This is a genomic window from Roseibium sp. ROS1, assembly GCF_054658215.1.
Map to the genome: position 1 here is coordinate 74,337 of NZ_BAAGIG010000001.1, position 13,041 is coordinate 87,377.

Consider the following 13,041-nt stretch of genomic DNA (forward strand, 5'->3'; position numbering starts at 1 on the left):
GCTCCTTTTGTTCGGGAAACGGGTTATCTCACGAGGAAGACGGAAACATCTGCATGGCTCGCGACGCGTCCACCGTTCGACGGCCAGAAGTGATCCGGCACGTGCGGGATGTGCGTCGCCATGACCACGAGATCCGCGCCGGTATCGTGAACAGCCTTCAGAATCGCGTTTTCCAGGTCGACAGCCGGATCGTGAGAGAAAACGGCATGACCGGTAGCGGTGATCCCGTGTTTCTGCCCTTCTGCGGCAGCGTAGGCAGCCAGCTTTTCCCGAAACTCGTCCGGAGTGTGGGCAAGGGCGCTTGGGGTGTTTGAAGTTACCGCCGCAAATACCACGGGAATACTATTGGTTTTTGCTATATAAGCACCCGTTGCGATGGCTTTTTCAAGTTTATCCGCATGACTGAGGTCAATCGGAACTAGTATTTTTGTGAACAAATGTCCCTCCAAGATCTGTTCAGGCAAGAATATACAAGATTCAAGCCGTAGAGGTCCTTGCGCGGAGGGTCCGCTTCAGTATTGCATTCTAGTGTAATGTCGTCTTGTCCCGCTCCGCTACGATTACACTACTGTTGCATATACGGAGGGCGGCGTCAAAAGAACGGCAAGAATACGTCCCGATGCGACATATTGGCGCGTTGGGTTCGAATTAGCGCGCAGTTTTGCGCGGGAAGCCGGGAAAACGCTACGGCATCGCGTGTCGAACGTGGCCGCGAGCAGGCCAGACGGTCTGGGCCGGTCAGAGGGCCGGAGCGTGTTCCGGATACGAACTCTTGTGGGCAACGCATTTGTTGCGGCCCGTCGCCTTTGCCTCATAAAGCGCCGTGTCGGCCTTTTGCATGAGGGTCGAAAATTCCAGATCTTCGCGGGCGACGGTGGCAAGGCCCATGCTGCAGGTGACCGTCTGTTTGACGATGTCGAGCTGGCATTCCTCGATAATCTTCACCCGCAGGCGTTCACACACCAGCATGGCATCTTCGATTTCGGCGTTGTGCAGGATCATGCAGAACTCTTCGCCGCCGACCCGGCCGAAGATGTCGACAGCACGCAGGGCGCTGCTGACGGTATCGGAAAATTTTTTCAAAACCTCGTCGCCGGTGGCATGGCCGTACAGATCGTTGATCTGCTTGAACTTGTCGATGTCCATCATCACAGCCGTGAAGGGGCGTTTGGTGCGGCGGAAGCGTTGCACTTCAGTATTGGCCCGTTCCAGGAAAGCGCGTCGGTTCAGGATCTGGGTCAGGTCGTCGATGCTGGCGACCCGCTCCAGGTTGATCTTGGCGTTCATCAGGGCCTGGTGATCGCGCTGGCGGGCGATCTCATGTCCGACCCAGTCCGCGAACTGACGCACGATCTGAAGATCCGACGGGGAAAATGCCCTTTTGCGCACGTCCGGGGCGGTGAAGTTGATTGTCCCATGAACTTCACCATCCACGAGAATCGGGGCGCCGATGTACGTCTCCAACTTGAAGATCTCGTGGCAGGGATGCCTGGCGAACTCCGAGCTCGCGGCGTTTGCGGTCGCGATCGGCTCTTCGGACTTCAGCGTCAACAGACAATAGGTGTCCTGCAACGGGAACGAAGTGCCTGGAACGAGTTCTCCTTCCGGGCTCTGGGCGTGCGTGATCGTGTAGTGGTCGTCAATCACGTGACTGATAATGCCGAAGGGAACCTCGAAATGTTCGGTCCCCAGACGCAGGATTTCGGCAATCTTGTCTTCGTGGCCGAGCTCGCGGGTCGAGGTGATGGCGTAAAGCTCGGCCAGCGTACGTTCCGTTTTCTTCCGGTCGGTTATATCGGAAATCAGAACCACGATAGCTTCAACGGCACCATCATCGCCGAAGCGCGGGTTACAGCTCATCAGGCATTCGCGCAAAATGCCGTCGGGAAAATGGAAGCTGACTTCCGATGAAACCTTCTCACCGCTCATCGCTTCCTCGAAGATCGTGCGAACGGCTTCGCGTTCCTTCCAGGGCAAGCGGTCACGAAGCCGGGTGCCGATGAGAGTTTCCGGTTTTTCGTTGAACCAGTCACACGCGGTCTTGTTGATGAAGACGCATCTGCCCTCCAGATCGACCTCGGTGACGCTGGCCACAATGTTGTCGGCCATAAGCGAAAGGTTCTTGTAGGCGTTTTCTGCCTTGGCCTGAGCGTGTTTGAGTTCCGTGATGTCGAACCGGATGCCGGCGATGCCGCCGGCGCGGGTGCGGGTTTCCGAAATGCGCAGCCAGCGGCCGTCACTGAGGTTTTGCTCCAGGATCGAGCCATCGCCGGCCTGATGCCGATCGAGGCGCTCCGCCAACCATTCGTCGTCCGTCTTGCCGCCCGTCTCGTATTGCTTGCGGTTCAGGCCGAACCGCAGGATGTCCTCGAAACGATTGCCGGGGAACATGGCCGGTGCCGAATGGGCATAGATCTCGCGATAATTGTCGTTGCAGATAACCAGCCGGTCATCCTTGTCGTAGAGTGCGAAGCCTTCCGAAATCGCGTCCAGGGCATCTTCAAGTGTCAAGGCGATGTCGCTCAGTTTGCTTTCCAGCGCCTTTCGTTCCGCCTGATCCCGCGCGATAAACAGGATGCCGGTCAATGTGTGATCTGTATCGAACAGCGGTGCGCTGACAACCTCGACGGATACGGTCGACCCGTCTTCGAGCGCTAGATCTATTGAATAGGCCTTGCGGTTCCGGTGATCCGTTGGCGATTGGTAGAGTTCCGCCATCTGGGCAAACTGGTTCGGATCGGCGAAGAACCGTTTCGTTGTCGTGCCGACGACCTTTTCGCGATCCACCTTCAGCAGTTTGGACATAGCGTTGTTTACGAAAACGATGGTGCGTTCGGGGTTGGTCACGAGGACACATTCGTTCAAATCGCCGAACGTCTGTTCAAGATCCAAAGTGATGTTCTTGGTCATTTCCGTCCCCATTGTCCGACCTTTGTGCGGGTCGCGGTGTCATTCAAGACAATAAAAGTTTAATAAAAGGGATACGTAACGGAAGACTCCTTGAAGAAAATACGCATGTTAACCTTGGTCAGGTCTAGCGATCAGTATTTATGCCAAGTGTTCAGTTCTTGCGGTTTTCGTTCAGGAATTTTTCTATCCGTCCCAGCGCATCACGTATGTTGTCCGTGGAATTCGCGTAAGACAATCTGATGTAGCCTTCGCCCAATACACCAAAATCAGGGCCTCCGATGGTCGCAACGCCTGTCTCTTCCAAAAGGGCGGATGCAAGTGCCTTTGCCTTCCAGCCGGTCTGCTTGATATTCGGAAAGGCATAAAAGGCACCAAGCGGAACGCGGCAGGAAATGCCCTCGATGGCGTTCAGGCCGTCAACGGTCACCTTTCGCCGGCCGTCGAATTCCCGAACCATGTCCGCCACTGCGGTTTGCGGTCCGGTAAGGGCTGCAAGAGCGCCGAACTGGGCGGGGGCGTTGACACAGGACCACGCGTTGACCGCGAGCTTGCGCGCCTTGTCGATCAGGCCCTCAGGCCAGAGGGAAAAGCCCATCCGCCAGCCGGTCATGGCATAGGTCTTCGACCAGCCGTCGAGCAGGATGAGCCTGTCGCGCAGTGACGGGAACCCCAGCAGGGAGACGTGCTCCATGCCGTCATAGGTCATCTGCGAATAGATTTCGTCGGACATGACGGCTACATCAGGACAGCGTTCCAGCCCGGCGACGAGCTTTTCTATTTCAGCACGCGGGGTGACGCCGCCGGTGGGGTTGGCCGGCGAATTCAGGATGAGCAGACGGGTCTTGTCGGTGATCAGCGACAGCGTCTCTTCGGCAGAAAAGGCAAAGTCGTTTTCCTCGCGGATCGGAACCGGCACGGGCCGGGCGCCGGTGAACTCGATCATCGAGCGGTAGATCGGGAAGCCCGGATCGGGATAGAGAATTTCACTTCCCGGTTCGCCGAACATCAAGATGGCCATGAACATGGTGACCTTGCCACCGGGAACGATCAGAATGTTGCCCGGGTCAGTCTCCACTCCGTGACGTTTCAGAAGGTCGGCGGAGACTGCTTCGCGCAACGGGGCAATGCCGGTTGCGGGCGTGTAACCGTGCTGACCGTCGCGCAGGGCCTTGATGGCCGCTTCAACGATGTGATCCGGCGTTTTGAAGTCCGGCTGACCGATGCCCAGGTTGATGATATCGCGGCCTTGTGCGGCAAGTTCCGTTGCCCGTGCTAGCACGGCGAATGCGTTTTCCTCGCCAATCCGGTCAAATCCGCCAATCGTGTGCAGCATTTTGGTCTCCATGCCTTTGCGCGCTTCCTCGAGCCGACGTTAATGCGGTGGACAAGGATTTGAAAAGGCTGAAGAACGGTCAAAGCGTTCGGGCGAGTGTCCACAGGTATGGCGGGAAAAGGGAAATTTCCGTACCGCCCTCCCAATACGGCGGTGAAATGCTTATATTCGCGCCCAAGCGGCCCGCCGATCGGCGGGCGACCCTTTATCTTCTGCCAGGAAAGCGCGCAATGACTGCGACCCAGGACAGCCAGGCACAGATCCCCGTTACCGTTTTGACGGGGTATCTGGGTGCCGGCAAGACCACACTTCTCAACCGGATCCTGACCGAAAACCACGGTCAGCGTTATGCGGTCATCGTCAACGAGTTCGGCGAAGTCGGTATCGATAACGATTTGCTCGTGGAATCCGACGAAGAAATCTTCGAAATGAACAACGGCTGCATCTGCTGCACCGTGCGCGGTGACCTGATCCGCACTGTGCAGAACCTGATGAAGCGCAAGAATGCCTTTGACGCGATCATCGTCGAAACCACCGGCGTTGCCGATCCGGCTCCGGTCGCACAGACCTTCTTCATGGACGACGATGTGCGTGCCGCCGCGAAACTCGACGCGGTTGTGGCCGTTGTCGATGCCCGCCACGTGCTGCAGCGTCTGGAAGACACCGAAGAGGCCGAAGACCAGATCGCCTTTGCCGACGTCATCCTGATCAACAAGACCGATCTCGTCTCGGGCGAAGAGCTTGCCACCGTCGAGGCGCGTATCCGTTCGATCAATCCGTATGCCGTGCTCCACCGTAGCGAGCGTTGCGGCATCGAGATCGCCAAGGTGCTGGATCGGGGTGCGTTCGATCTCGACAGGATCCTGTCGCTCGATCCGCATTTCCTCGAGCATGGTCATCATGCCGACGAATGCGGTCCGGACTGCGACCATGACCACCATCATCACGGCCACGACCATCATCATGACCATGGACACGATCATGGACATGGGCATCACCATCATCACCACGATGAGGATCCCCATTCGGTCAAGAGCATTTCCCTGAAGGCAGGCGACCTTGATCCCAACATGTTCTTTCCCTGGATCAACCAGGTCACGCAGGTTCAAGGCCCAAACATTCTGCGCCTGAAGGGCATCATTGCCTTCAAGGGGGATCCGCAGCGCTATGTCATCCAGGGGGTGCACATGATCGTTGAAGGCGATCATCAGCGCGACTGGAAAGAGGATGAGCCGCGAGAAAGCCGCCTGGTCTTCATCGGACGCGATCTCAACTGGGATGTCCTGAGAGACAGTTTCCAGGCCTGCGCCGCGCAATAAGGAAGAAGAGACTTGCCGACAGTTGCTCCCGTGGAGGTGGACGGCTTCGTCGTCCGCGCCGGCTACTTGAAAGACACGGCCTTTTTTGCGTCCGGAGAAGGCGACATCGTCCTGTCCGGACAGGGTGAAACGAAACTGAAGCCGCACAAGGCCGGGCTTCTGGCTGCCGAGCCGACAATCGACGGCAAGGGGCTGATCACATCGGGTGACGACGGCTGCATCTTCCTGAGTGCGGCGGACGGATCGAGCGAATGCGTTGCCGAACGGCCGCGCAAGTGGATCGACCTGATCGCTGCCGGACCGTCCGGTGCGCTTGCCTTTGCCAGCGGCCGCACCGCCTGGGTGCGGTTCGCGGACGGGCGCGAAAAGGAATTCGCGCATGAACGGGCCGTCGGCGGTCTTGCCTTCGCGCCCAAGGGCATGCGGCTGGCAGTCGGGCGCTACGACGGAGCGACGCTTTGGTGGGCCGGCACGGACGGCGCACCGGTCGAGCTCAGCTGGAATGGCGCACATCTGGGCGTGAGCTTTTCGCCCGACGGCAAGTATGTTGTTACCGCCATGCAGGAAAACGCGTTGCACGGCTGGCGTCTGTCGGACAGCCAGGACATGCGCATGACCGGCTACCCGGCCAAGGTCAAATCGTTCAGCTGGTCGGTCAAGGGGCGATATCTGGCGACCTCCGGTGCCAATGCTGCGATCCTCTGGCCGTTCTTCGGCAAAACCGGGCCGATGGGGCAGACACCGCTGCAGTTGGGCACAAGGGGTGACAACCTGGTCAGCGCCGTTGCCTGCCACCCGAAGGAGGATGTCGTTGCTGTCGGCTATCAGGACGGCATGATCCTGATGTGCCGGTTCGAGGACAATGCCGAGGTACTGCTGCGGCGCCCGGGCCTGGGGCCGGTGTCTACAATGGCCTGGGATGCCGATGGAGTTCGGCTGGTCTTCGGAACGGAAACCGCGGAAGCCGGGATCATCAGTCTGCAGGACTGACGGGCCGTAACCTGGAAAGGGAGATCCTGACACGCGATGGCACGTATCATGATGCTGATTGTCATGTTGCTGAGTGGAACCGCGACGTCCCAGTTGCCGGAGTTCACACAGCAATATCGCCAGCGACTTGGTGGGGCCATCGACGCTCTGGAGGAAATTCTGGCCGATTTCAATCGTGACGCCGCTCGTTACGGGCTGACGTCGGCAGAAGCCATAGCGCGTCAGAAATCTTCGGAAGATCCCTTTATCAGAGCACGGGGCGACAGCATGCTGAACGCCGAAATCCGCTTGAGCAGGCTGAAACTGCAGCGGGAAGAGCTTGAAACGGCCGGGCCGCTGGATCGCATGATCATCTTTGCGCGCGGCTTCGACCCAACCCTGGCGCAGGCAACGGCCGAAGACTACGAGCCAGCCGTTCCGGTAACGCCGGCCGGCTTTGCCAGTGCAGGTGTTGGTGCGCTTGGCGGGCTCCTTGTCATGCGCCTGCTGATCGGCGCAGCGCGCCTTGGGCGCCGCACCAGACCTGCCCGGCACTAAACGCCCCGCCAGGCCGGCCTTTGGCGAAGCCTTTGACCGGCCGCCGGAAAATACGCTAAGCAGGGTTTCTGGAATGGCCCCAACGGGAAGGATGCCGGATGGACGCAATCACGCGGATGCGCTGCTTCATTCAAGTTGTCGATTCAAACGGATTTTCCGCAGCGGCCCGTGAAATGGGGCGTTCCAAGGCGCTGGTCTCGAAATATGTCGGCGAGCTGGAAGATGAACTGGGTGTGCGTCTGTTGAACAGGACCACCCGTCAGGTGTCGCTCACCGAAGTCGGCGAAGCCTATTACAAGGAAGCTGCCGAAATCCTGCAGCGGATCGATGATCTGCAAGCCTCGGTTCAGTCCTCGCACCAGGAAGTCCGTGGGCGTTTGCGTGTTTCGGCTCCCCGTTCGATGGGCGACGACCTGCTGAACCAGGCCATGATGCATTTTCTGGTGAAGTATCCGGAAATCAATCTGGACCTCAGGCTGGAAGACCGCTTCGTCGATCTCGTGGAAGAAGGTTTCGATCTTGCGGTCCGGGTCACCCAACTGGAAGATTCCAGCCTGATCGCCCGCAAGATTGCTCCATTTCGCACCGTGGTGTGCGCCACGCCTGAGGCGATCGAGACCTATGGGGCGCCGAATGTGCCCGCCGATCTTTCCACACGGCCTTGCATCATCGATACGAACTACCGCTTCAAGCAGAACTGGGCCTTCTACACGAATGGAGAGCGTTCGTCGGTGGCAGTGAAAGGCCCGCTGGAAGTCAACAGTGCTGCCGCGGCGCGCGAAGCGGCGTTATGTAACCTCGGTTTCCTTCGTACGCCGCTGTTTTTTGTGTCCAAAGATATCCGCGACGGCAAACTGGTTACGCTACTGGAGGCCTATGAGGAGCCGATGCGCGGTATTCATGCAGTTTATCCGCACCGCCGGCACTTGAGCGCAAAGGTGCGCGCCTTTGTTGATTTTCTGGTCGAATGGTATTCGTCAGGTCAAAACGACTGCTGATTTTTTTTAGCTGGTTCAGCTATTTCCCATTCCTTTGAGAATACGTTTTCGAATTTTATTTTCCGTTTCGTTTTTCTTGGTTAAATGAATGTATTCTGTAAATTTCTATCTATGGTTATTTAAGGGAAATTACTTACAATAAGTTTCGGTGAAGGTTTTCCTTGAAAAGCCGATGTATAAATCCCAAGGTTTACTCATGGAAAACGCGCAGGAACATATTGCCGCTCGCCTGGAAGAGGTTTTCTGGAGCCGGGGTTTCGCCGAGCCGAGCGTTCCCGAACTCAGGGCCGGCGCGGGTGTCAGCATGCGCACGCTTTACCGTCATTTTCCCTCGCGCGAGGCGATGGTGCTGGGCGCCCTTGAATACCGGCATCGACGCTATCTCTTCTATGTTCGCGAAGGTGTGACGTCGCCCGGGCTTGAGGCCGCCGTTCAGCTTTTTGACAAGCTGGGTGGCTGGATGCGCATGACGGCGGGCAAGGAGTGTCTGTTCCGCCAGGCGCTTGCGGCCAATCCCGGCAGCACCGAAATAGCGGCGATGGTCAAGCGCCACAAAGGCGAGCTTCTGCGTTTCTTCGGCGAATTGAGCGGGCAGGAAAGCTTCGCCTCGCGTCTTTACCTCCTGCATGAAGGTGTCACCGCCTGTTATGCGGAAATGGGGGAAAGAGCCGTTGAGGACGCGAAGAACCTTGTGAGGCAGATGTTCAAGGCAGCCAACGAAAGCCAGCTTTCCTGACCTGAGCATTAAATCAGGCGCACTGTTGCAGTGCTTTCTTCTGCCGACCGTATGCAGGCTCGACAACCGGAAACAGGCAAAGCAAAAAACGGCGGCTCAAGGCCGCCGTTTCCGTCTTTCGTGAAAGTTTTAATCAGGCCGACTTCGCTTTTGCCAGACGCTCTTCCGCCATTGTGTCGGCCACGCGTTCTGGGGTGCTGCCTTCGCGGGCGGCCCGCTCGAAAATCGTTGCCAGCGTTTCGCCGATGGCGATCGTCTTTTCACGCACCAGCTTGTCGCCGCTGTCCGCTGTTGCCAGGGCAATGGAGATCACGCCGCCGGCATTGATCGCGTAGTCGGGAGCGTAGAGGATGCCGCGTTTCTTCAGGGCCTCGCCGTCCGCCGGCGTCTGCAGCTGGTTGTTGGCGGCCCCTGCAACGATCTTCGCCTGGATTTGCGGAACGGTGCGAGCATTGAGGCCTGCCCCGAGAGCGCAGGGAACGAAGATATCCGCCTCCACCATATGAGCTTCGGCCGGATCAACCGCTGTGGCTCCGAACGCATCGATGGCACGCAGCACAGCCGGTGCATGAATGTCGGAAACAATGAGCCTTGCACCGGCTTCGTGAAGCTGGCGGGCAACGTCATGTCCCACGTGGCCCAGTCCCTGCACGGAGACAGTCTTTCCGGAAAGGTCGCTGCTGCCGTAGACAAATTTTGCGGACGCCTTGATACCTTCGAAGACACCGAGAGCCGTATAGGGCGACGGGTCGCCGAGGCCGGTTGCCTTGGTGCCGCGCACATGGGCGGTCTGGCGGGCAACGGCTTCCATGTCGTCTGGCGACACGCCGACGTCTTCTGCGGTGATGTAGGTGCCGGACAGGCGCTCCACATGGCGGCCGAATGCCTCCATCAGGGCTTCGGACTTGTCCTTGCGGGGGTCGGCAATGATGACGGCCTTGCCGCCGCCGAGATCAAGGCCTGCCAGAGAGTTCTTGTACGTCATGCCACGGGACAGGCGCAGGGCATCCGTTAGCGCATCCGCCGGGTTCTCGTAGGGCCAGACGCGGCAGCCGCCAAGTGCCGGGCCGAGCGTGGTGTCGTGGACGGCAATGATTGCCTTCAGGCCGGTGGCCTTGTCCTGGACGAAAACGATGTCTTCGTGATCGCCCATCTCCGGATGATCGAAAACGGCACTGTGGTGAACTGATTTATGCAAGGCGTTCATGGCTGGCTCGGTGCAGTGGTTATTGTTGTGAATATTTTAGACTTCACCCCGGGAATATTGTCTTTTTTCTCCTAATTTTGGTTGTTGGATGAGTTGAAAAATTCCTTATTTGATTACCAAGTGCGAAAATTGTTCCTTGGGTGTTTTGCGCCGCGAAATTGTCGCGGTCATCTTCCTGCCGTCTTCTCTGGTCAAACAACGCACTGCGTGTCATGTAAACATATTACATCTGATCAGTGGGTGATCCCGTTGCGCTTGCTTTCCACCTTTCGAGCCAAGGTTCTTCCTGCGGCCTCTCGCCGTTTCCTGTTGGGTCTGGGTCTTCTGTTGGCTGCTCTTGCCGGAGCCAGTGCGCACCCGCATGTCTTTGTCGAGGCACGAAGCAAGCTGGTTTTCGACGATGCTGGACAGGCGATTGCGCTTCAGCACGTGTTTCGTTTCGATGATGCGTTTTCCGCTTTCGCCATCCAGGGCTTCGACAAGGATGGCGACGGTCACTATTCCCGTGAAGAGCTGAGTGAACTGGCGAAGGTCAACGTGGAGAGCATGGCCGATTACGGCTATTTCACGTTCGGTGACAATAGCCGGGTCGAATTCGATTTCGATGACCCGACGGATTACTGGCTGGAAGTGGTCAAGGTTCCCCTCAAGGACTACTGGGTGATGAAGCCCGAGGACTTCGAGGCCATGGAGGAAGATGTCCGCATGAATGGCGGCTCCATGCCGGAGGATGTGAACCTGCTGGAACTGCATTTCACGTTGCCGTTCAAACAGCCCAGCGATACCGAGAGCCTGATCACGCTCGACGTTTACGACCCGACCTATTACGTCGATTTCCGCTTTGGTGCGGGGGACGATGCGCTGGGGACGGAAAACGCACCGGGCACTTGCCGTGTGAGCCGCAAGGAACCGCCGCCGCTGGATGATGCCGAAGCCTATGCGCTTGCACAGATCGGCGCAGACCAGCGTGACCTGCCGCCTGAGCTTCAGTCCGCTGCCGCCTCGCAGGTCAATCAGATGCTGGTTGCCTGCGGTGATGCAATGGCCGCCGCGAGTTCATCGTCCGGAACTTCGGAAGCCGCAACGCCCGAAACCACGTCTGCTTCCACGTCCACGGACAGTGCTGCCAGCTCGCCCGCCGATGCTGCCGCCGCAATTACGGCTGCACTCGATACGGCGAAGGCTTCAGAAGAAGCGGTTGCCGCGCCGAAGGCGGGTTTCCTTGATACGGTTTTCGGGACAATTGCAGTCAAGCAGAAGGAATTCTACCAGGCGCTGGTCGCCAGTCTCAGGGCCTTCCGCAACAATCCGCATGCGGCCTGGCTGCTGATGGGGCTTTCCTTCGCGTATGGCATCTTCCATGCCGCAGGGCCTGGGCATGGCAAGGCCATCATCACGTCCTATGTGGTTGCCAACAACGAGACCCTTCGCAAGGGTATTTATCTCTCCTTTGCCTCGGCATTCGCACAGGCGGTGACCGCGATCCTTCTGGTTGGAGGTCTGGCCGTCGTTTTCAATCTCACCAGCATCGCGATACAGGATACGGCGCGGTGGTTCGAGATCGGATCCTATGTGCTGATCACCGGTCTGGGCGGCTGGCTGTTGTGGCAGAAAGCCCTTCGTCCGCTGGCCATGAATGTGGCGTCCCGTCTGTCAGGCTCGCAACTCGCGCTCGCGGGCGCTTCGGCGGCCGGCCATCACGGTCATGGCCACAGTCACGATGGCCACCATCATCATGGTCACGATCATCACCACCATGACCATCACCATCACGAGATCGGTGCAGATGGCGTGTGCACCACATGCGGTCATGCCCATGCCCCGACGCCGGACATGCTTCAGGGCAAGATCACCCTTGCCCGGGCCGTGTCGATCATTTTTGCAGTTGGTCTTCGACCCTGTACCGGTGCGCTGGTGGTGCTGGTCTTTGCTCTTTCGCAAGGTATGATCGCAGCCGGCATCGCTTCCACCCTGGCGATGGCGGTTGGCACCGGCATAACCGTCTCGCTGCTTGCAGGCATGGCAGTCGGGGCCAAGGAACTTGCCGTGCGGCTTTTCGGCGAAGGCAGTCCGATGGCGGTAAAGGTTCACCGGACGATCGAAATCGTCGGGGCAGCCATCGTCTTCCTGCTGGGTCTCACGTTGCTGATCGCAACGCTCGGCTGGGGTTGATTACAAACCCAGGCGTTTGACGCGATAGGCCCGGACGGCATCACCGAAAGCGGCAAACAGCTTCTTCGACGGGCCGTCCGTCGACACCCAGTATTCGGGGTGCCACTGTGTCGCGAGGACGTAGCCGGCACTATCCTTGACGGAGGCCGCTTCGATGGTCCCGTCTTCGGCTTCCGCTTCCATGATCATGCCATTGCCCAGCCTGCCGACAGCCTGACGGTGGAGTGAATTCACCTCGAAAGGCTCGCTGCCGACAACGGTGGCCAGACAGCTGCCTTCGGCGACTTCCACCGGATGGGCAATCCGGAAACGTTCGTCCTGCCGTTCCGATGTTGGCGCGCGGTGATCGGCGCGACCTTCAAGGGACTGGATTTCGGTCAGCAGCGTACCGCCAAGGGCAACATTCAATTCCTGCATGCCGCGGCAGATGGCAAAGACGGGAATGCCGCGTTCGACGGCGCGCTTGAGCAGCGGCAGTGTCGTGGAATCGCGGGATGGATCGTATGGACCGTTCTCTTCCGTCGGCATTTCGCCATAAAGTTCCGGATTGACGTTGGACCGGGAACCGGTCGCCAAAACGCCGTCGACCTGGTCCAGAGCCGCATCCAGATCCAGATCCGCCCCCAGGGACGGCAGGATCATCGGGATGGCATCGGAGCCTTTCAGCACGGCCTGCAGATAGGTTGAGGTCGCGGCGTGCCAGTTGTAGCCCTCGATGGTTTTCACATCGGCGGTTACCAGGACAAGTGGTTTGGTCATTTCATGCCTGTCAGATGGGAGACCCATGTCTCCGGAAGTGTTTGGCCAGGGTGTGGACCCAAACAGATTTAGCCGAGCCG

At 58.5% G+C, this 13,041-nt stretch carries 11 protein-coding genes; 6 read left to right on the forward strand and 5 right to left on the reverse strand.

Annotated elements, in window-relative coordinates:
* Positions 1–23: 23 nt before the first annotated feature.
* The 3 genes from ACYQ6M_RS00320 to ACYQ6M_RS00330 form a co-directional block, all read right to left on the reverse strand.
* Complete coding sequence (locus ACYQ6M_RS00320; protein WP_208984754.1) at positions 24–464, reverse strand: universal stress protein; 441 nt, start codon at positions 462–464, stop codon at positions 24–26.
* Positions 465–738: 274 nt separating this feature from the next.
* Positions 739–2,910 carry a diguanylate cyclase gene (locus ACYQ6M_RS00325; protein ID WP_460071499.1) on the reverse strand — a complete coding sequence of 724 codons (2,172 nt, stop codon included), beginning with the start codon at positions 2,908–2,910 and terminating at the stop codon, positions 739–741.
* Positions 2,911–3,061: 151 nt separating this feature from the next.
* Positions 3,062–4,243 (reverse strand): pyridoxal phosphate-dependent aminotransferase, encoded by a 1,182-nt coding sequence (locus ACYQ6M_RS00330; RefSeq protein ID WP_460071501.1) that lies wholly within the window; start codon positions 4,241–4,243, stop codon positions 3,062–3,064.
* Between the two features lie 230 nt (positions 4,244–4,473).
* Here ACYQ6M_RS00330 and ACYQ6M_RS00335 point away from each other — a divergent pair, with 230 nt between their 5' ends.
* The 5 genes from ACYQ6M_RS00335 to ACYQ6M_RS00355 all read left to right on the forward strand — a co-directional run bounded on the left by ACYQ6M_RS00335 (position 4,474) and on the right by ACYQ6M_RS00355 (position 8,823).
* Positions 4,474–5,562, forward strand: a complete 1,089-nt coding sequence (locus ACYQ6M_RS00335; RefSeq protein WP_031270558.1) for a CobW family GTP-binding protein — start codon at positions 4,474–4,476, stop codon at positions 5,560–5,562.
* 12 nt (positions 5,563–5,574) lie between these two features.
* The gene (locus tag ACYQ6M_RS00340) at positions 5,575–6,552 is read left to right on the forward strand and encodes a WD40 repeat domain-containing protein (protein ID WP_152509494.1); all 978 of its coding nucleotides are present in this window, start codon (positions 5,575–5,577) and stop codon (positions 6,550–6,552) included.
* Between the two features lie 36 nt (positions 6,553–6,588).
* A complete protein-coding gene (locus tag ACYQ6M_RS00345) occupies positions 6,589–7,089 on the forward strand; it encodes a DUF2937 family protein (RefSeq protein WP_023003636.1) in 501 nt (166 codons plus the stop codon).
* A gap of 98 nt (positions 7,090–7,187) precedes the next feature.
* Positions 7,188–8,087 carry a LysR family transcriptional regulator gene (locus tag ACYQ6M_RS00350; protein WP_023003634.1) on the forward strand — a complete coding sequence of 300 codons (900 nt, stop codon included), beginning with the start codon at positions 7,188–7,190 and terminating at the stop codon, positions 8,085–8,087.
* A 196-nt stretch (positions 8,088–8,283) separates the two neighbouring features.
* Positions 8,284–8,823 (forward strand): TetR/AcrR family transcriptional regulator, encoded by a 540-nt coding sequence (locus tag ACYQ6M_RS00355; RefSeq protein ID WP_152505486.1) that lies wholly within the window; start codon positions 8,284–8,286, stop codon positions 8,821–8,823.
* A 133-nt stretch (positions 8,824–8,956) separates the two neighbouring features.
* On the opposite strand, the gene ACYQ6M_RS00360 is transcribed toward ACYQ6M_RS00355, so the two are convergent.
* Complete coding sequence (locus ACYQ6M_RS00360) at positions 8,957–10,030, reverse strand: Glu/Leu/Phe/Val dehydrogenase dimerization domain-containing protein (RefSeq protein WP_152505487.1); 1,074 nt, start codon at positions 10,028–10,030, stop codon at positions 8,957–8,959.
* A gap of 249 nt (positions 10,031–10,279) precedes the next feature.
* Between ACYQ6M_RS00360 and ACYQ6M_RS00365 the strand changes: the two genes are divergently transcribed.
* A complete protein-coding gene (locus ACYQ6M_RS00365) occupies positions 10,280–12,202 on the forward strand; it encodes a HoxN/HupN/NixA family nickel/cobalt transporter (RefSeq protein ID WP_460071505.1) in 1,923 nt (640 codons plus the stop codon).
* On the opposite strand, the gene ACYQ6M_RS00370 is transcribed toward ACYQ6M_RS00365, so the two are convergent.
* Positions 12,203–12,961 (reverse strand): gamma-glutamyl-gamma-aminobutyrate hydrolase family protein, encoded by a 759-nt coding sequence (locus tag ACYQ6M_RS00370; protein WP_460071507.1) that lies wholly within the window; start codon positions 12,959–12,961, stop codon positions 12,203–12,205.
* Between the last annotated feature and the right edge of the window lie 80 nt (positions 12,962–13,041).